An 18,139-nucleotide genomic window follows, 5' to 3' on the forward strand; every position below is an offset into this window, starting at 1 on the left:
AATGCTGGCAAGTGCCCTGAGTTGATTCAGAGTGCAACTAGGCAAACAACTCGCCCTGCAACTCGTCCAGCAACGCCTGGATTGCATCGAGCCGTTGTTGAGGGTCGTCGAGTTGCAGCAGTTCGATCTTGTCCTCTTCGGCAAAAGGCAACAGATAGGCAAGCTGATTGGCCAGCGCCTGTTGCCCGGCGGCTTCGGTGCCCATGTTCAACGCCTCGACCATCGGGTGTTCGGCCAGCGCCTTGAGCAGCGCGACCAGGTCGGCGTCCTCGTCCTGCAAGGGTTGCTCGGGCTCATCGTCCAGCCACTCGACGTCGGCCAGAATCAGTTGATCGCGCTGCACTTCGGTGCGCAGCACAGTGAAGCGCCGTCCGCCTTGCACGCGAATGCCGAGCAGGCCGTTGTCCTGTTGCTCGAAATCGGTGATCCGCGCCTCGCAACCGACCATTGCGAAACCTTCTGGTGCCACACCGACTTCGCTGCCCTCAAGGATGCACACCACACCGAAGCCGACGCCCTGCTTCATGCAGCGGCCGATCATGTCGAGATAGCGCGCCTCGAAGATCTGCAGATCGAGGTTGCAGCCGGGGAACAGCACCGTGTTCAGCGGAAAAAGCGGCAGACTCATAGACATTTCCTTACACCACCATCGACACCGCCAACGGCAGGAACACCGCCGTGGCCACGCCCATCAGACTCATTGCCAGCGCGGCGAACGCGCCGCACTCGTCGTTTTCCTGCATCGCCACCGCCGTGCCGACCGCATGCGCGGTCATGCCCAGCGCCATGCCGCGCGCTTCGGGGCTGTGCACGCCGAGGCGGGTCAGCAGCGCCGGGCCGAAGATCGCGCCAATCACCCCGGTGATCAGCACGAACACCGCGGCCAGCGCCGCCACGCCGCCGATCTGCTCGGCGACCAGCATGGCGATTGGCGAGGTCACCGATTTCGGCGCCATGGTCATCAGGATCATGTGATCGGCACCGAACCACCAGCCCAGCGCCACACCCATGCCCGTTGCGACCACCCCGCCTATCACCAGCGTAGTAAAAATCGGCCAGAACAATTGGCGAATGCGCCGCAGATTCAAATACAGCGGTACCGCCAGCGCCACCGTGGCCGGCCCCAGCAGAATGCTGAGGATCTCGGTGCTCTTGCGGTACTCCGCGTAAGTCAGGCCGCAGCCGACGAGCACACCGATCACCAACAACATGGAGACCAGCACCGGTTGCAGAAAGATCCAGCGGGTTTTCTCGAACGCCGCCAGCACCAGTTGATAGGCGCCGAGGGTGATGCCGATGCCGAACAGCGGATGATGAATCACCGACGCCCACGCGCCTTGCCAGTCAAACAGCATCAGGACTCCTCCGCCGGCGGCGCGTGACGTTTGACCAGCCGCTGCATGAGCACGCCGGCAAACGCCATCGACAGGATCAGCGAGACCACTAGCGCGCCGACAATCGCCCAGAAATCCGCAGCAATCGCCGTGGCATACACCATCACGCCCACTGCCGGCGGCACCAGCAGCAACGGCAGATAACGCAGCAGACTGCCCGCTGCCTGATTCAACGGCTCGCCGACTTCACCGCGAATGATCAGGAACACCAGCAACAGCAGCAGCCCGATGATCGGCCCCGGCAATATCGGCAACAGCAAATGATTGAGCGCGGTGCCGAGCAATTGGAACAGCACCAGCAGGGTCAGGCCACGTAACAACATCTGACATCTCCGTCTTCCATTTTCAGCCAGCAGGGGCTCGGCATTATAAGCATGCCGGCGCTATGGACCGGCATTCGCCAAAAGCATGGTCGGTTGACCTGAGCAAATCGCCATGATGATCTACAGTGGTTCGCAGGCCGGTCAAATCCGCCCCCTGAAAAACTATAAAACCGATGAACCCAAGGAGAGTCTCAATGCCCTATGTTCCCGTTGCAGAGCTCAAAGATTATGTCGGCAAGGAACTTGGACGTTCCGAATGGCTCACCATCGATCAGGAGCGCATCAACCTGTTCGCCGAAGCCACCGGTGATTTTCAGTTCATTCACGTCGATCCGGTCAAGGCTGCGCAAACGCCGTTTGGCAGCACGATTGCCCATGGTTTCCTGTCGCTGTCGCTGATGCCGAAACTGATGGAAGACATCCTCGTGCTGCCCGAAGGCGTGAAGATGGTCGTCAACTATGGCCTGGACAGCGTGCGTTTCATCCAGCCGGTCAAGGTCAACTCGAAAGTCCGACTGAAGGTCGACATGGTCGAAGTCACCGAGAAAAAACCCGGCCAGTGGTTGCTCAAGGCTACCGCGACACTGGAGATAGAAGGCTCGGACAAACCGGCCTACATCGCCGAGCCGCTGTCACTCTGCTTCGTCTGATCATCCCGGATGCGAAGCAGCGCACGCTGTTTCGCGTCACGTCTGTATATATGCGACGCATAGCTGCGGCATACTCGGTCGCCTAATTGCCCGGATCCTGCTATGCGCTCAATCGCTCGACTTGCACCCCTTGCCCTGACCCTGATGCTCACCGCTTGCGGCGACGGCGAATCGCTGTTGCCGCCGGATGCGCGCCTGCCCGATGGCGGTCGCTATCGCGGTGAACTGGTCGACGGCTTGCTGCAAGGTCAGGGCCGCGTCGACTACCCCAACGGCAGCTGGTACGCCGGGGAGTTCGACAAGGGTCAGTGGCACGGGCAGGGCGAATGGCATGGCAGCAACGGCGAGGTCTATCGCGGCCAGTTCCAGCAAGGGCTGTTCGATGGTCAGGGCAGCCTGAGCACCAATGCCAGCAGTTATACCGGTGGTTTCAAGCAGGGCCGGCGCGATGGCGAAGGCACGCTGAAAGAAAACGGCATGACCTATCGCGGCGAGTTCAAGGCTGACCAGTATTCCGGCCTCGGCCGCCTGGAAATGGACGACGGCAGCTCCTATCAAGGCCAGTTCGCCCACGGCAAACCCAACGGCGAAGGCCAGCGCGGCGATGCCAGCGGCAATTCGTTCAGCGGGCATTTCGTCAACGGTCAACTGGAAGGCAACGGCACCTACAACAGCGCCGACGGCGATATCTACGCCGGCGGCTTCAAGAACAATCAACTGCACGGCAAGGGCCGCTACGAGAACGCCGACGGCGACGTCTGGCTCGGCCAGTTCAAGGAAGGCGCGCTGACCGGCAAGGGCGAATTGATCGGCGCGGATGGCAGCCATTACATCGGTGTGTTCAATGACTGGCGCTTCACCGGTCAGGGCCGCTTGAACCTGGCCGATGGCAGCTTCTACATCGGCGGCTTCGACAACGACAGCTATTCAGGACGCGGCACGCTGGTGCTGACCGATGGCAGCGTGCTCAGCGGCACCTGGATCAACGGCCAACGCGTGCGCGACGCCGACGGCAAGTTGCTGCCCGACACTCTCGAACTCGGTTTGCTCGCCCAGGGTCGGTTGCTGGACGACGCACTGGCGGCGATTCCCGCTTCGACTCCGGCAGTCGAGTTGTACACCCTGACCCTCGGCGGCGACGGCAAGCAAAGCGTGTTCCTGCGTGAATCCGACTACGTCGCCAACATGCTCAACACGCGCTTCGGCGCTTTCGGCCAGATTCGTCTGGTCAATCATCGCGATCATCTCGGCGACCGACCGATGGCCACCCGGGAAAACCTGCGCCGCGCCGCGCAAGCCCTTGCCGAACGCAGCGGGCCGGAAGATCTGCTGTTCATTTATCTGACCAGCCACGGCACCGCCGAGCACGAACTGGTGCTCGATCAGCCGCGCATGGAACTGGCCGACCTGCCCGCCGATGAGCTCGCCGCCGTGCTCGCGCCGCTGAAGCATCGCGACAAGGTCATCGTGATTTCTTCGTGCTATTCCGGCGGCTTCATCCCGGCGCTGAAAGACGAACGCACGCTGATCATGACCGCCTCACGCGCGGATCGGGTGTCGTTCGGTTGCTCGGAAGAAGCCAACTTCACCTACTTCGGCGATGCGCTGTTCGCCCAGGCGCTGAACCAGACTGATGATCTGGAGCAGGCATTCAAACTGGCCAAGGCCACCGTCGCCGAGCGCGAACTGGCCGACGGTTTTGAAGCCTCGGAGCCGCAGATCTGGGCGCCGAAAACCGTGCTGTCGCACTGGCAACTGCTACGAAAACAGCAAGCACGCAAAGCTTTGCAAAGCAGCGCATTGAACGACGCGGCGAAAAAAGGCAACTAAGCTGAACAGTATCAAGGGAGAGACACTATGTACTTGACGCCTCAGCACGTATTGCTTGCCGGAGCCACCGGACTGACCGGTGAACATCTGCTCGACCGTTTGCTCAACGAGCCAACCATTACCCGTGTCCTCGCCCCTTCACGCCGGCCGCTGGCCGAGCATCCGCACCTGGAAAATCCGGTCGGCGACCCGCAGGCGTTTCTGCCGCAGCTCAGTGGCCGGGTCGATATCGCCTACTGCTGCCTCGGCACCACGATCAAACAGGCCGGCTCCGAAGAAGCCTTTCGCGCAGTGGATCTGGACATGGTTGTGGCGTTCGCCAAGCGCGCGCGGGAGATGGGCGCGCGGCACCTGATCGTGATCAGCGCAATCGGCGCCGATCCGAACTCCTCGGTGTTCTACAACCGGGTCAAGGGTGAAATGGAACAGGCCCTGCGCGCGCAGAACTGGCCGCAGCTGACCATTTGCCGACCTTCGCTGTTACTCGGCGAACGCACCGAACCGCGTCTGGTCGAGCAACTCGCCGGGCCGTTGTCGAAGCTGATTCCGGGCAAATACCACGGCATCGAAGCGTGCCAGTTGGCCCGAGCGATGTGGCGCCTGGCGCTGGAAGAACAGGATGGAGTGCGGGTGATCGAGTCGGATGAGCTGCGCAAGTTAGGCAAATAATGCCGGGACTTTGTGGTGAGGGGGTTTATCCCCGTTCGGCTGCGCAGCAGTCGTCGCTTTTACAATTTTTTGGGGGGGCGCTTCGCACCCCAGCGGGGATAAATCCCCTCGCCACAGAGGTTGTGCGACCCCCTACAATCCACCAGTCGCTTGAAAACCTACGCCAATCACGGTGAGCAACGACAACGGCAACAACAGCGTGTCGAGCAACGCGCTGGCCGGCAGGTCCACGCCCGGGTGACTCGGCGCCTCGGCACCGAACCGATCCATCGCGCAACATCCACCATTCATTGCGTACAAATCCAGCCGCGTGCCGGCGTACACCACCGGTGCGCCGGGTTTGGCTGCATCCAGCGTGCGCACGGTAGCGCATCCAGCCAATTGCAGCGCCAGCACAAGCACCAGCAGCTTATTCATCGCTGCTCAGGTGATGCTCGCCCCAACGCGGCAGCATGTCCTGCGGGATGCCGAGCAGATTGAGGATCCGCGCCACAACGAAGTCGATCAGGTCATCGATGGTCTGCGGCTGGTGATAGAAGCCCGGCGAGGCCGGCAGAATCGTCACGCCCAGATTCGACAGCTTGAGCATGTGCTCCAGATGAATGCTTGAGTACGGCGCCTCGCGCGGCACCAGAATCAACTGACGGCGCTCTTTCAGGGTGACGTCCGCCGCGCGTTCGATCAGGTTGTTGCAGGCGCCGGTGGCAATCGCCGACAGCGTGCCGGTCGAACACGGCACCACCACCATGGCTGCCGGCGCGCCGGAGCCGGAGGCTACCGGCGACATCCAGTCTTCCTTGCCGTACACGCGAATCTGCCCGGCTGCGGCGCCGGTGTATTCGGTGAGAAACGCTTGCATCATCTGCGGTTTGTTCGGCAACGACACGTCGGTCTCGGTGGCCATCACCAATTGCGCAGCCTTGGAGATCAGGAAGTGCACTTCGCGATCTTCGCGCACCAGGCAATCGAGCAGGCGCAAACCGTACTGCGCGCCCGAGGCGCCGGTCATCGCCAGGGTGATGCGTTCCGGACCGCCGGCCTGGGAAAAAGTATTCATTGCAGCGCCTCGGCAAGCTTGCCGTGCAGGCCGCCGAAGCCGCCGTTGCTCATGATCACCACGTGAGTACCGGGCTGCGCCTGGCTCTTCACACGCTCGATGATGCCTTCCAGGGAATCGCTGACGATGGACGGCACGGTGCACAACGCTGCGGTGGCGCCGAGGTCCCAGCCGAGGTTGGCCGGGGCATACCAGATCACCTGATCGGCATCGACCACACTGTCCGGCAAACCGTCACGGTGGGCGCCGAGCTTCATCGAATTGGAGCGCGGCTCGATGATCGCAATCAGTGGCGCGTCGCCGATGCGTTTGCGCAGGCCGTCGAGGGTGGTAGCGATGGCGGTCGGGTGATGAGCGAAGTCGTCGTAAATGGTGATGCCGCGCACCTCGGCGACTTTCTCCATACGCCGTTTGACGTTCTTGAACGCGCTCAACCCGGCGATGCCCATCGATGGCACCACGCCAACGTGACGCGCGGCGGCCAGAGCAGCCAAGGCGTTGGCGACGTTGTGTTGACCGGTCAATTCCCACTCGACTGTGCCCTGGGACACGCCTTCGAACATTACTTCGAACGCCGAGCCGTCCTCGCTCAGTAGTTTGACCTGCCACTGACCGCCGGCGCCGGTGGTTTGCACCGGGGTCCAGCAACCCATCTCGATCACGCGCTGCAACGCTGGCTCGGTGGTCGGGTGGATGACCAGACCTTCGCTCGGAATGGTGCGCACCAAGTGGTGGAACTGACGTTCGATGGCCGGCAGATCAGGGAAGATGTCGGCGTGATCGAACTCAAGGTTATTCAGGATCGCGGTGCGCGGACGGTAGTGGACGAACTTCGAGCGCTTGTCGAAGAAGGCGCTGTCGTATTCGTCAGCCTCAATCACAAAAAACGGCGTACCGCCCAGGCGCGCCGATACCGAGAAATTCTGCGGCACGCCGCCGATGAGGAAACCCGGGCTCATGCCGGCATGCTCCAGCACCCAGGCGAGCATGCTGCTGGTGGTGGTCTTGCCGTGCGTACCGGCCACGGCCAGCACCCAGCGCCCTTGCAGCACGTGGTCAGCCAGCCACTGGGGGCCGGAGACGTACGGCAGGCCTTTGTTCAGCACATATTCCACCGCCGGGTTGCCACGGGACATGGCATTGCCGATCACCACCAGATCCGGCGCCGGATCGAGCTGTGCCGGGTCATAACCCTGCGTCAGCTGAATGCCCTGGGCCTCGAGCTGCGTGCTCATCGGCGGATAGACGTTGGCGTCGGAGCCGGTGACGTGATGGCCCAGCTCTTTGGCCAACACCGCCATCGAGCCCATGAAAGTCCCGCAGATACCCAGAATATGAATGTGCATAGTCGACCTCGTAAAACATGGCCGCAGGTTAGCGTAGGGAGGGGGAAATGGCACTCTTTAGCTGAAGTCTGCGCACGGGTAGGCCGCTACATCTCGGGTTCGTTTTTCGACCGCAGCCCCTCACCCCAGCCCTCTCCCAAGGGAGAGGGCGCCGATCTGCGCTGCGTTCAAATTGTGAGTTCGCCTCAATATTTCAGACTGGCGACTTACGCTCATTCAACGCGGTCGGTCCCCTCTCCCTCTGGGAGAGGGCCAGGGTGAGGGCCTTCTAGCTGACACGCCGTTCAATTCCATGCTTGCGCAGCTTCCTGTACAGCGTATTGCGGCTGATGCCCAGTTGCTCAGCGGTACGGGTCATATGCCAGTGCGTTAGCTCCAGCGCACTGAGCAAGGCCAGTCGTTCGGCATCTTCCAGTGGCTGCGCGCAAGGCTCCGCCGCCACCACCACCGGCCGCGCCTGTCGAATCATCCCCGGCAAATCCCCAACCGCGACCCGCCCGCCATCACACAACGCCGCCAGGGTGCGCAGGACATTGCGCAACTGCCGCACATTGCCCGGCCAGTTGAATGCGAGCAACGCCTGCCGCGCCGGTTCGTCGATCAGAATAGTTTCGCCCCCTGCCTCCTCGGCCAAGAGAAAATCCAGCAACTGCGATTTATCACTGCGCTCGCGCAACGCCGGCAACGCCACTTCCAGCCCGTTCAAGCGGTAATACAGGTCTTCACGGAAACTGCCGTCCTCGACCCGCTCGAGCAAATTGCGGTGCGTCGCACTGATGATGCGCACGTCTACCGCTTGCGGCTCGCCGCCAATCGGCACCACTTGTCGATCTTCCAGCACACGCAGCAAGCGCGTCTGCAACGCCAAGGGCATGTCGCCGATTTCGTCGAGGAACAAGGTGCCGCCATCGGCCTGTTGCAGCTTGCCGCGCATGCCGTCCTTGCGCGCGCCGGTGAAGCTGCCGCCGCGATAGCCGAACAGTTCGCTCTCGATCAGGCTTTCCGGAATGGCCGCGCAATTGAGGGCGACGAAAGCATTGCCGCAGCGCTGGCTGGCCTGGTGCACAGCCTTGGCGAACGCCTCCTTGCCCGAGCCGGTTTCGCCGTTGATCAACAGCGGCACGTCGCGCTCGAACACGCGCAGGGCTTTGCGAAATTCCGCCTGCAAAGCTTCATCGCCGAGACAGATACCGGACAGGCCTGGGGCGGGCGCAGCGATTGGCGTTGGAACAACGGCTGTCGGTTTGCGCGATTCGCCGCGCAACACCGCGAACAGATGCCGGCCATCACGGGTGCGCAGCGGCCAACTGGCGCTGGCGTTGGCACTCGCCCGCCCTAGCAGGTCATCCAGCGAACAATCGAAAAACGCTTCCACCGGTTTACCGAGCAAACCACCGCGAATATGCCCGAGCAGGTTCAGCGCACTCTGGTTGACTGCGCTGATCCGCCCTTCGCCGTCAAACGCCAGCAGCCCTTCGCTGAACAGGCCGACGGACTCGGCCTGCAGATGGAAACGCAGCAACCACTGATTGTCGAAACAGCGCAGGAAGTAGCAGCTCTCGATCATCTTCGCCGACAGATTGACCAGCGCCATGGTGTGGAACTGGCTCTGCCGCGAGACGTCCGGCCGCGCCGAAGACACATCGAGTACCGCCAGCAATTCACCATGGGGATCGAACACCGGGCTCGCCGAGCAGGTCAGCCCGGTGTGGCGGCCGCGGAAATGCTCGTCCTGGTGAATGGTCAGCGCCTGACGCTCCACCAGGCAGGTACCGATGCCGTTGGTGCCTTCGCAGGCTTCGCTCCAGTCAGCGCCGAGCCAGAGACCGGCGCGCTCGAAAATCTTGCGTTCGGCCGGCGCGGTGACGCAATTGAGGATCACACCGCGCGCATCGGTCAGCAGCACCGCGTGGCCGGCGCCGGAGAGTTGCTGATGCAGGCTGCTCATCTCGGTGCCGGCGATTTGCAGCACTTGTTGCAGACGTTCGCGACTTTCCAGCACCCGGCCATGCTCGAGCACGGTCGGCGCCATGGTCACAGAAGGATCGAGGTGATAGTCCTCAAGGCATCGCAGCCACGAACGGGCGATCGATGGATCGGCGCCGGGGCCGTGCAGATACGGTTTGCCCTGGGTGACGGTGAGAACCTGGCGGGCATGGCGACTCAAATGGTTGTCGTGCATTTCTTATTGTTCTCCCCGGGGCGCGATGGCCCAAAGCATGAGGTGACGCCCAGCATCCTCCAGCGGCTCCGGCAATGCAATGCTGGCAAGACCGTCCGGTCACGGGCTGTGCCGCAACCGGTACAAACTGTCACCCGCGCTGTACCGATACCGTCACAGCGCCACTCCATTCGTCCGAGACAAACCGGCCAAGCCCTTGATTTGCCTGCTCTGCGCGGCAGTGGCCCGAGCCTTGCTCTACGCTTATAGCAAGCGCACTTGCGCGTTTCTCTAATAAGTACAAAGCCAAGGAGAACATCATCATGCGTTACGCCCACCCCGGTACTGACGGCGCCAAAGTCTCGTTCAAGAGCAAGTACGGTAACTACATCGGCGGCGAATTCGTCGCGCCGGTCAAAGGTCAGTACTTCACCAATACCTCGCCAGTCAATGGCCAGCCAATTGCCGAATTCCCTCGCTCCACCGCCGAAGACATCGACAAGGCGCTGGACGCTGCCCACGCCGCTGCCGATGCGTGGGGCGCCACTTCCGTGCAGGCGCGCTCACTGATCCTGTTGAAAATCGCCGACCGCATCGAAGAAAACCTCGAACTGCTGGCGATCACCGAAACCTGGGACAACGGCAAAGCCATCCGCGAAACCCTCAACGCCGACATCCCCCTGGCCGCTGACCATTTCCGTTATTTCGCCGGTTGCCTGCGCGCTCAGGAAGGCAGCGCTGCGGAAATCGACGGCAACACCGTGGCTTACCACATTCATGAACCGCTGGGCGTGGTCGGCCAGATCATTCCGTGGAACTTCCCGCTGCTGATGGCCGCGTGGAAACTCGCGCCAGCACTGGCCGCCGGTAACTGCGTGGTACTCAAGCCTGCCGAGCAAACCCCGCTGGGCATCTGCGTGCTGATGGAACTGATCGGCGACCTGCTGCCGCCGGGCGTGCTCAACGTCGTGCAAGGCTTCGGTAAAGAGGCCGGCGAAGCCTTGGCGACCAGCAAGCGCATCGCCAAGATCGCCTTCACCGGCTCGACCCCGGTCGGCTCGCACATCATGAAATGCGCGGCGGAAAACATCATCCCATCCACCGTGGAACTGGGCGGCAAGTCGCCGAATATCTTCTTCGAAGACATCATGCAGGCCGAGCCGAGCTTCATCGAGAAAGCCGCCGAAGGTCTGGTGCTGGCGTTCTTCAACCAGGGCGAAGTGTGCACCTGCCCTTCCCGCGCACTGGTGCAGGAATCGATCTATTACGAATTCATGCAGGCAGTGATGAAGAAAGTCAGCCAGATCAAACGCGGCGACCCGCTGGACACCGACACCATGGTCGGCGCTCAGGCATCCGAGCAGCAATTCGACAAGATCCTCTCGTACCTGGAAATCGCCAAGGGCGAAGGCGCGGAACTGTTGACCGGCGGCAAGGTGGAAAAACTCGAGGGCAGCCTGGCCACTGGTTATTACATCCAGCCGACCCTGCTCAAGGGCACCAACAAGATGCGCGTGTTCCAGGAAGAAATCTTCGGCCCGGTGGTGAGCATCACCACTTTCAAGGACGAAGCCGAAGCCCTGGCGATTGCCAACGACACCGAGTTCGGCCTCGGCGCCGGCCTGTGGACCCGCGACATCAACCGCGCCTACCGCATGGGCCGGGCGATCAAGGCCGGTCGCGTATGGACCAACTGCTACCACCTGTACCCGGCGCATGCCGCGTTCGGCGGTTACAAGAAGTCCGGCGTCGGGCGTGAAACCCACAAAATGATGCTCGACCATTACCAACAGACCAAGAACCTGCTGGTGAGCTACGACATCAATCCGTTGGGATTCTTCTGATCCTGCGATGCTGATCGTTCCCACGCGCAGCAAAGGAATGCCTCAACGGACGCTCCGCGTTCGGTTTCGAAGGGACGCGGAGCGTCCCGGGCTGCATTCCCACGCAGAGCGTGGGAACGATCCGGTTCCTGGCTGTAGCCGGGCCAATAAAACAATAAAAATGGTGAACCCTATGCCAAGCGAATCCCCGGCCGGCGCTCCGGCGACCGGCTCCTCCGTCGACTTCGAAAAAGTCGGCACCGATTATTTCCAACAACGCGAACTGAAAAAAGGCGCCGCCGGCTGGGTCCTGCTGGTCGGCCTCGGCGTCGCCTATGTGATTTCCGGAGATTACGCCGGCTGGAACTTCGGCCTCGCCCAAGGTGGCTGGGGCGGCATGTTTCTGGCCACGCTGCTGATGGCGACCATGTACCTGTGCATGTGCTTTTCCCTGGCCGAACTGTCCTCAATGATCCCCACCGCCGGCGGAGGCTACGGATTCGCCCGCAGTGCTTTCGGACCGTGGGGCGGGTTCCTCACCGGCACCGCGATCCTCATCGAATACGCCATCGCCCCCGCTGCCATCGCAGTCTTCATCGGTGCCTATTGCGAGTCGCTGTTCGGCATTGGCGGCTGGATGATCTATCTGGCGTTCTACATCATCTTCATCGCCATTCACATTTTCGGGGTCGGCGAAGCGCTCAAGCTGATGTTCATCATTACCGCCGTCGCCGCCCTGGCGTTGGGGGTGTTTCTGGTGGCGATGGTGCCGCACTTCGACGTCGCCAACCTGCTCGACATCCCGGTGACCACTGCGGTCGGCGCCAGTCCGTTTCTGCCGTTCGGCTATGTCGGCGTATGGGCGGCGATTCCCTATGCGATCTGGTTTTTCCTTGCCGTTGAAGGCGTGCCGCTGGCCGCCGAAGAAACCAAAAACCCCAAGCGAGACCTGCCGCGCGGGCTGATCGGGGCGATGCTGGTGCTGCTGATGTTCGCCCTGCTGATCCTGATCGTCGGTCCCGGCGGCGCTGGTGCGAATTCGCTGCTGACCTCGGGTAATCCACTGGTCGAAGCACTGAGCAAGGCCTACGGTGGCTCGACCTGGATGGGCAGCTTCGTCAATCTCGTCGGTCTGGCCGGACTGATCGCCAGCTTCTTCTCGATCATCTACGCCTACTCGCGGCAGATCTTCGCGCTGTCGCGGGCCGGTTACCTGCCGCGCAAACTGTCGCAGACCAACAAAAGCAAGGCGCCGGTGCTGGCCCTGGTGATTCCCGGCATCATCGGCTTCGGTCTGTCGCTGACCGGCCAGGGCGACCTGCTGATTCTGGTCGCGGTGTTCGGCGCTACCATTTCCTATGTGCTGATGATGGCCGCGCACATCACCCTGCGCATCCGTCGCCCCAAAATGGACCGGCCGTACCGCACGCCGGGTGGCATTTTCACCTCGGGTGTGGCGCTGGTATTGGCGTGCATCGCCGTGGTGGCGGGCTTCCTCGTCGATCCACGGGTGGTGATCGGCGCGGCGATCATCTATGGAGTGTTAATTGCTTACTTTGCTTTCTACAGTCGGCATCACTTGGTAGCGGGCACGCCGGAAGAAGAATTCGCGGCGATTCAAAAAGCTGAACAAGCCTTGCACTGATTGTCGAAAACCACGGCGCAGACGCATTCTGCGCCGTCACGGAGAACGCTGAATGGCCAGTTTTGCTCACACGGTCGGCGCGCAGACTTACCGCTTCGACAGCCTCAAAGACGTCATGGCCAAGGCCAGCCCCGCCCGCTCGGGGGATTTTCTCGCCGAGATCGCCGCGCTCAACGACGGCGAACGGGTGGCCGCGCAAATGGCCCTGGCGGACATCCCGCTCACCCACTTCCTGCAAGAAGCGCTGATTCCCTACGAAGCCGATGAAGTCACCCGGCTGATCATCGACACCCACGACAAACCAGCCTTCGCCGTGGTCAGCCACCTCACCGTTGGCGGCTTTCGCGACTGGCTGCTCAGTGATGCGGCGGACGAAACCAGCCTGCGCGCCCTCGCCCCCGGTTTGACCCCGGAAATGGTCGCTGCCGTATCGAAAATCATGCGCTTGCAGGACTTGGTGCTGGTCGCGCAGAAAATCCGCGTGGTCACCCAATTTCGCGGCACCCTCGGTTTACGCGGGCGCCTGTCGACCCGCCTGCAACCCAACCACCCGACTGACGAGCCGTCCGGCATTGCCGCGAGCATTCTCGACGGCCTGCTCTACGGCAACGGCGATGCGATGATCGGGGTCAACCCGGCCACCGACAGCATCGCTTCGATCTGCGCGATGCTGGAAATGCTCGATGCGATCATTCAGCGCTACGACATCCCGACCCAGGCCTGCGTGCTGACCCACGTCACCACTTCGATCGAGGCGATCAACCGTGGCGTGCCGCTGGATCTGGTGTTCCAGTCGATTGCCGGCACTGAGGCAGCCAATGCCAGTTTCGGCATCAACCTCAATGTCTTGCAGGAAGGCTACGACGCCGGGCTCAGTCTCAAGCGCGGCACCCTCGGGCAGAACCTGATGTATTTCGAAACCGGTCAGGGCAGCGCGCTGTCGGCCAACGCCCACCACGGCGTCGATCAACAGACTTGCGAGACAAGGGCCTACGCCGTGGCGCGACATTTCAAGCCGTTCCTGGTGAACACCGTCGTAGGATTTATCGGCCCGGAGTACCTGTACAACGGCAAGCAGATCATCCGCGCCGGCCTTGAAGATCACTTCTGCGGCAAGTTGCTCGGCGTGCCGATGGGCTGCGACATCTGCTACACCAACCACGCCGAAGCCGACCAGGACGACATGGATACCCTGCTGACGTTGCTCGGCGTCGCCGGGATCAATTTCATCATGGGCATCCCCGGCTCCGACGACATCATGCTCAATTACCAGACCACTTCGTTTCACGACGCCTTGTACGCCCGCCAGACCCTGGGCCTGAAACCGGCGCCGGAGTTCGAGCAATGGCTGGCCAACATGGGCATCTTCACTCAGGCGGACGGCAAGGTTCGCTTCGGCAACAACCTGCCGCCGGCTTTCCGCCAGGCCTTGGCGCACTTGGGATGACTCTTATGGAAAAACCTCCGGTCGATCCGCAAAACCCGTGGCTGGAACTGCGCCGCCTGACCCCGGCGCGCATTGCCCTGGGCCGCACCGGCACCAGTCTGCCGACGCGGGCGCAGCTGGATTTCCAGTTTGCCCACGCCCAGGCCCGCGATGCCGTGCACCTGGCCTTCGATCACAGCGAAATCAGCGCACAACTGAGCGAGCGCGGGCGGGAAACCCTGGCGCTGCAAAGCGCCGCGCCGGACCGACACACCTATCTGCAACGCCCGGACCTGGGGCGCAAGCTCAGCGATGAATCGGCGCAGACCTTGCGCGACTACGCCAGCCAACATCCGGGCGGCGTCGATCTGGTGATGGTCGTCGCTGATGGCCTGTCGGCGCTGGCGGTGCACCGCCACACCCTGCCGTTCCTGACGCGCCTGGAAGAACAGATGAGCGGCGACGGCTGGTCCGTGGCGCCGGTGGTGCTGGTCGAGCAGGGCCGCGTCGCCATCGGTGACGAGATCGGCCAACTGCTCGGGGCGAAAATGGTGGTGATGCTGATCGGCGAGCGCCCGGGCCTGAGTTCGCCGGACAGCCTCGGGCTGTATTTCACCTACGCGCCGAAGGTCGGCCTCACCGACGCCTATCGCAATTGCATTTCCAATGTCCGGCTTGAAGGTTTGAGCTACGGCATGGCGGCGCATCGCTTGCTGTATCTGATGCGCGAGGCCTGTCGGCGCCAGCTGTCGGGGGTCAACCTGAAGGATGAAGCTCAGCTGCACACATTGGAGGCGGACGACGCTGTCGACATGAAAGGCAACTTCCTGCTCGATCCACCGCCAGCCTGAACCGTTTCCGCATTGCCTTTCTGCGCTGCTTTCAGGCAGGATCGACGCACGGCCGCCCGGGTTTCCCATCGCCGTCAGAGCAGTTGAAGACAGCCACTTGAAGACGAGACCTATCATGCGGATTATTCAAGCGACCCTCGAACATCTGGATTTGCTGACTCCTTTGTTCGTCAAATATCGCGAGTTCTACGGCTCCCTGCCTTACCCGGATTCCTCCCGCGCGTTCCTCGAAAAACGCCTGCGCCGCAAAGAGTCAGTGATCTATCTGGCCCTGGCCGACGATGACGACAAGAAACTCATGGGCTTCTGCCAGCTCTATCCCAGCTTTTCGTCGCTGTCGCTCAAACGCGTGTGGATTCTCAACGACATCTACGTTGCTGAAGACGCGCGCCGGCAACTGGTGGCCGACAACCTGATCCGCACTGCGAAGAAAATGGCCAAGGAAACCCAGGCCGTGCGCATGCGCGTCTCGACCAGCGCGAACAACGAAGTGGCGCAGAAAACCTACGAATCGATCGGCTTCAAGGAAGACACCGAGTTCAAGAACTACGTACTGCCGATCAGCGACGAGCTCTGACTCCAACGGCTTCGGTGATGAGGGAGTTCGCTCCCTCGCCACGGCCGCCCCTTCCCTGACAATTGCTCACTTCGCGACACTCCCCGCTACAAAACCGGCGCGCTTTTCAGCGGTCAGACCGTATAATCCCGATCTTTCCGGCTTGTAAGAAAAACTACACCCCGCTGTAGGCTTACACGAAGTCATCCGCACAGGCCTGCCGAGTCGGGCCGTCATACAGGTGCCCCCATGGATTTCAACCCGCTCGACCTTATCCTGCATCTCGATGTGTATCTCGATTTGCTGGTGAACAACTATGGGCCATGGATCTACGCCATCCTGTTTCTGGTGATCTTCTGTGAAACCGGTCTGGTGGTGATGCCGTTCCTGCCGGGTGACTCGCTGCTATTCATCGCAGGCGCAGTGTCGGCCGGCGGCGGCATGGATCCGGTGCTGCTCGGTGGCCTGCTGATGCTGGCGGCGATCATGGGCGACAGTACCAACTACGTGATCGGACGCACGGCCGGGGAGAAGCTGTTCAGCAACCCGAACTCGAAAATCTTCCGTCGCGACTACCTGCAAAAAACCCACGACTTCTACGACAAGCACGGCGGCAAGACCGTGACCATGGCGCGTTTCCTGCCGATCATCCGCACCTTCGCGCCGTTCGTCGCGGGCGTGGCGCGGATGCCGTACCCGCGGTTCTTCGGCTTCAGCGTGCTTGGCACCATCCTTTGGGTCGGCGGCCTGGTCACTCTGGGTTACTTCTTCGGCAACGTGCCGTTCATCAAGAAAAACCTCTCGCTGCTGGTGGTGGCAATCATCCTGCTGTCGCTGGTGCCGATGATCATCGGCGTGGTGCGCAGCCGGTTCGGCGGCACCAAAGTGCAATCGCACTGAACCGATGTGGTCACTGAGCGCCTGGCGACGCCGGCGCCTCCTGGCCAGGCACCCGATTGCCGACGACCTGTGGCAACGGGTGCGCCATCAACTCTCCTTCCTCGATGGCATCAGCGCGACTGAAGACCAGTGGCTGCGCGAAGCCTGCGTGCTGTTTCTCGACGACAAACACCTGACCGCCCTGCCCGGCGTCGAACTGCATCAGGAACAGCGCCTGCTGCTCGCCGCCCAAGCGCAGTTGCCGTTGCTGCATCTCGGTGATCTGAATTGGTACCAGGGTTTCCACGAGATCGTGCTGTACCCGGATGACTTCCTCAGCCCACAACGCCATCGCGATGCCAGCGGCGTCGAGCATGAGTGGGACGGCGAACACAGCGGCGAAGCCTGGCAGCAGGGGCCGGTGATTCTCGCCTGGCCCGGCGTCCAGGCCAGCGGTGGCTGGGAAGGCTACAACCTGGTGATTCACGAACTGGCGCACAAGCTCGACATGCTCAACGGCGACGCCAACGGCCTGCCACCGCTGCACGCCGACATGCGCGTCAGCGACTGGGCCACGGTGATGCAGGCCGCCTACGACGACCTCAATCGCCAGCTCGACCACGATCCAGACGCCGAAACCGCCATTGATCCCTACGCCGCCGAGAACCCGGCGGAGTTCTTCGCCGTCACCAGCGAATACTTCTTCAGCGCCCCGGATCTGCTCCACGAGGCTTATCCACAGCTCTACTTGCAACTGCAGCTTTTCTACCGGCAGGATCCGTTGGGCAGACTGCGGCAACTTCAGGCCACAGACCCGGTCTATCAGGCGCACGAGTAAGCTCTGCACGACTTCTGGTACGTGGCGTCGGCGTAGGAATGTGCCTATAATCGCCGCCACTTTTTGGTCAATCCGGCCAAGTGTTTTTGGTCAACTACGGGGGCAACGCCCAATGAGCTACAGCAAGATTCCGGCTGGCAAAGACCTGCCGAACGACATCTACGTCGCGATCGAGATCCCGGCCAACCACGCGCCGATCAAATACGAAATCGACAAAGACAGCGATTGCCTGTTCGTTGACCGTTTCATGGCCACCCCAATGTTCTACCCGGCCAACTACGGTTACATCCCGAACACCCTGGCTGACGACGGTGATCCCCTCGACGTGCTGGTCGTGACCCCTTACCCGGTAGCGCCAGGCTCGGTAATCCGCGCCCGTCCAGTCGGCATCCTGAACATGACCGACGACGGCGGCGGCGATGCCAAAGTCATCGCAGTGCCACACGACAAGCTGTCGCAGCTGTACGTCGATGTGAAGGAATACACCGACCTGCCACCCCTGCTGATCCAGCAGATCGAGCACTTCTTCGCGAACTACAAGGATCTCGAGAAGGGCAAGTGGGTCAAGATCGAAGGCTGGGCCGGCGCAGACGCCGCCCGCGAAGCGATCACCAAGTCGGTTGCCGCCTACAAGGGCTAAGCCATTGCGCTTTGCGTGACGCTTGAAAAAAACCCCGGATTTCCGGGGTTT

General features: G+C 61.8%; 18 protein-coding genes. 11 read left to right on the forward strand and 7 right to left on the reverse strand.

Annotated elements, in window-relative coordinates; translation table 11 throughout:
* Positions 1-37 precede the first annotated feature (37 nt).
* The 3 genes from HU724_RS24835 to HU724_RS24845 are packed head-to-tail and all read right to left on the reverse strand — an operon-like array spanning position 38 to position 1,717.
* A complete protein-coding gene (locus HU724_RS24835; protein ID WP_186568839.1) occupies positions 38-628 on the reverse strand; it encodes an LON peptidase substrate-binding domain-containing protein in 591 nt (196 codons plus the stop codon).
* Positions 629-638: 10 nt separating this feature from the next.
* Complete coding sequence (locus tag HU724_RS24840) at positions 639-1,355, reverse strand: LrgB family protein (RefSeq protein WP_016773013.1); 717 nt, start codon at positions 1,353-1,355, stop codon at positions 639-641.
* Positions 1,355-1,717 (reverse strand): CidA/LrgA family protein, encoded by a 363-nt coding sequence (locus HU724_RS24845; RefSeq protein ID WP_016773012.1) that lies wholly within the window; start codon positions 1,715-1,717, stop codon positions 1,355-1,357. The genes HU724_RS24840 and HU724_RS24845 overlap by 1 nt, the downstream gene beginning before the upstream one ends.
* A gap of 194 nt (positions 1,718-1,911) precedes the next feature.
* On the opposite strand from HU724_RS24845, the gene HU724_RS24850 reads away from it, so the two are divergent.
* The 3 genes from HU724_RS24850 (at position 1,912) to HU724_RS24860 (ending at position 4,866) form a co-directional block, all read left to right on the forward strand.
* Complete coding sequence (locus HU724_RS24850; RefSeq protein ID WP_016773011.1) at positions 1,912-2,367, forward strand: MaoC family dehydratase; 456 nt, start codon at positions 1,912-1,914, stop codon at positions 2,365-2,367.
* A gap of 102 nt (positions 2,368-2,469) precedes the next feature.
* Positions 2,470-4,197, forward strand: coding sequence for a C13 family peptidase (locus HU724_RS24855; RefSeq protein ID WP_123443266.1), 1,728 nt, complete (start codon positions 2,470-2,472; stop codon positions 4,195-4,197).
* A 27-nt stretch (positions 4,198-4,224) separates the two neighbouring features.
* Positions 4,225-4,866 carry an oxidoreductase gene (locus HU724_RS24860; RefSeq protein ID WP_016773010.1) on the forward strand — a complete coding sequence of 214 codons (642 nt, stop codon included), beginning with the start codon at positions 4,225-4,227 and terminating at the stop codon, positions 4,864-4,866.
* Positions 4,867-4,998: 132 nt separating this feature from the next.
* Here the strand turns inward: HU724_RS24860 and HU724_RS24865 are convergent, their stop codons facing one another.
* The 4 genes from HU724_RS24865 to HU724_RS24880 form a co-directional block, all read right to left on the reverse strand.
* A complete protein-coding gene (locus tag HU724_RS24865) occupies positions 4,999-5,283 on the reverse strand; it encodes a YceK/YidQ family lipoprotein (RefSeq protein WP_186568838.1) in 285 nt (94 codons plus the stop codon).
* On the reverse strand, positions 5,276-5,923 hold the full coding sequence (gene ubiX / locus HU724_RS24870) for a flavin prenyltransferase UbiX (RefSeq protein ID WP_024014462.1): 648 nt from the start codon (positions 5,921-5,923) through the stop codon (positions 5,276-5,278). The genes HU724_RS24865 and ubiX overlap by 8 nt, the downstream gene beginning before the upstream one ends.
* Positions 5,920-7,269: a UDP-N-acetylmuramate:L-alanyl-gamma-D-glutamyl-meso-diaminopimelate ligase gene (mpl, locus tag HU724_RS24875; protein WP_016773007.1), complete on the reverse strand. Its 1,350-nt coding sequence runs from the start codon at positions 7,267-7,269 to the stop codon at positions 5,920-5,922. Before mpl ends, ubiX begins: the two co-directional genes overlap by 4 nt.
* Positions 7,270-7,537: 268 nt before the next feature.
* Complete coding sequence (locus tag HU724_RS24880; protein WP_186568837.1) at positions 7,538-9,451, reverse strand: sigma-54-dependent Fis family transcriptional regulator; 1,914 nt, start codon at positions 9,449-9,451, stop codon at positions 7,538-7,540.
* 302 nt (positions 9,452-9,753) lie between these two features.
* On the opposite strand from HU724_RS24880, the gene exaC reads away from it, so the two are divergent.
* The 8 genes from exaC (at position 9,754) to ppa (ending at position 18,088) form a co-directional block, all read left to right on the forward strand.
* A complete protein-coding gene (exaC, locus tag HU724_RS24885; RefSeq protein WP_186568836.1) occupies positions 9,754-11,274 on the forward strand; it encodes an acetaldehyde dehydrogenase ExaC in 1,521 nt (506 codons plus the stop codon).
* 172 nt (positions 11,275-11,446) lie between these two features.
* Positions 11,447-12,898, forward strand: a complete 1,452-nt coding sequence (eat, locus tag HU724_RS24890; protein ID WP_024014466.1) for an ethanolamine permease — start codon at positions 11,447-11,449, stop codon at positions 12,896-12,898.
* Between the two features lie 52 nt (positions 12,899-12,950).
* Positions 12,951-14,345, forward strand: a complete 1,395-nt coding sequence (locus HU724_RS24895; RefSeq protein ID WP_186568835.1) for an ethanolamine ammonia-lyase subunit EutB — start codon at positions 12,951-12,953, stop codon at positions 14,343-14,345.
* Positions 14,346-14,350: 5 nt separating this feature from the next.
* Complete coding sequence (gene eutC / locus HU724_RS24900) at positions 14,351-15,175, forward strand: ethanolamine ammonia-lyase subunit EutC (protein ID WP_016773003.1); 825 nt, start codon at positions 14,351-14,353, stop codon at positions 15,173-15,175.
* Between the two features lie 115 nt (positions 15,176-15,290).
* On the forward strand, positions 15,291-15,752 hold the full coding sequence (locus HU724_RS24905) for a GNAT family N-acetyltransferase (protein WP_016773002.1): 462 nt from the start codon (positions 15,291-15,293) through the stop codon (positions 15,750-15,752).
* A 228-nt stretch (positions 15,753-15,980) separates the two neighbouring features.
* Positions 15,981-16,631: a DedA family protein gene (locus tag HU724_RS24910; protein ID WP_186568834.1), complete on the forward strand. Its 651-nt coding sequence runs from the start codon at positions 15,981-15,983 to the stop codon at positions 16,629-16,631.
* Positions 16,632-16,635: 4 nt separating this feature from the next.
* Entirely contained in the window at positions 16,636-17,448 is an 813-nt protein-coding gene (locus tag HU724_RS24915; RefSeq protein ID WP_186568833.1) for a M90 family metallopeptidase, read from the forward strand.
* Positions 17,449-17,560: 112 nt separating this feature from the next.
* Positions 17,561-18,088, forward strand: coding sequence for an inorganic diphosphatase (ppa, locus tag HU724_RS24920; RefSeq protein WP_003205933.1), 528 nt, complete (start codon positions 17,561-17,563; stop codon positions 18,086-18,088).
* The last annotated feature ends 51 nt before the right edge of the window (positions 18,089-18,139 follow it).

It is taken from the genome of Pseudomonas iranensis (assembly GCF_014268585.2).
Taxonomy (GTDB): Bacteria; Pseudomonadota; Gammaproteobacteria; order Pseudomonadales; family Pseudomonadaceae; genus Aquipseudomonas; species Aquipseudomonas iranensis.

Bases quoted from the DNA above. Each gene is read 5' to 3' on its own strand.
- HU724_RS24835 (WP_186568839.1), bottom strand. From the start codon at position 628: ATGAGTCTGCCGCTTTTTCCGCTGAACACGGTGCTGTTCCCCGGCTGC.
- HU724_RS24840 (WP_016773013.1), bottom strand. From the start codon at position 1,355: ATGCTGTTTGACTGGCAAGGCGCGTGGGCGTCGGTGATTCATCATCCG.
- HU724_RS24845 (WP_016773012.1), bottom strand. From the start codon at position 1,717: ATGTTGTTACGTGGCCTGACCCTGCTGGTGCTGTTCCAATTGCTCGGC.
- HU724_RS24850 (WP_016773011.1), top strand. From the start codon at position 1,912: ATGCCCTATGTTCCCGTTGCAGAGCTCAAAGATTATGTCGGCAAGGAA.
- HU724_RS24855 (WP_123443266.1), top strand. From the start codon at position 2,470: ATGCGCTCAATCGCTCGACTTGCACCCCTTGCCCTGACCCTGATGCTC.
- HU724_RS24860 (WP_016773010.1), top strand. From the start codon at position 4,225: ATGTACTTGACGCCTCAGCACGTATTGCTTGCCGGAGCCACCGGACTG.
- HU724_RS24865 (WP_186568838.1), bottom strand. From the start codon at position 5,283: ATGAATAAGCTGCTGGTGCTTGTGCTGGCGCTGCAATTGGCTGGATGC.
- ubiX (WP_024014462.1), bottom strand. From the start codon at position 5,923: ATGAATACTTTTTCCCAGGCCGGCGGTCCGGAACGCATCACCCTGGCG.
- mpl (WP_016773007.1), bottom strand. From the start codon at position 7,269: ATGCACATTCATATTCTGGGTATCTGCGGGACTTTCATGGGCTCGATG.
- HU724_RS24880 (WP_186568837.1), bottom strand. From the start codon at position 9,451: ATGCACGACAACCATTTGAGTCGCCATGCCCGCCAGGTTCTCACCGTC.
- exaC (WP_186568836.1), top strand. From the start codon at position 9,754: ATGCGTTACGCCCACCCCGGTACTGACGGCGCCAAAGTCTCGTTCAAG.
- eat (WP_024014466.1), top strand. From the start codon at position 11,447: ATGCCAAGCGAATCCCCGGCCGGCGCTCCGGCGACCGGCTCCTCCGTC.
- HU724_RS24895 (WP_186568835.1), top strand. From the start codon at position 12,951: ATGGCCAGTTTTGCTCACACGGTCGGCGCGCAGACTTACCGCTTCGAC.
- eutC (WP_016773003.1), top strand. From the start codon at position 14,351: ATGGAAAAACCTCCGGTCGATCCGCAAAACCCGTGGCTGGAACTGCGC.
- HU724_RS24905 (WP_016773002.1), top strand. From the start codon at position 15,291: ATGCGGATTATTCAAGCGACCCTCGAACATCTGGATTTGCTGACTCCT.
- HU724_RS24910 (WP_186568834.1), top strand. From the start codon at position 15,981: ATGGATTTCAACCCGCTCGACCTTATCCTGCATCTCGATGTGTATCTC.
- HU724_RS24915 (WP_186568833.1), top strand. From the start codon at position 16,636: ATGTGGTCACTGAGCGCCTGGCGACGCCGGCGCCTCCTGGCCAGGCAC.
- ppa (WP_003205933.1), top strand. From the start codon at position 17,561: ATGAGCTACAGCAAGATTCCGGCTGGCAAAGACCTGCCGAACGACATC.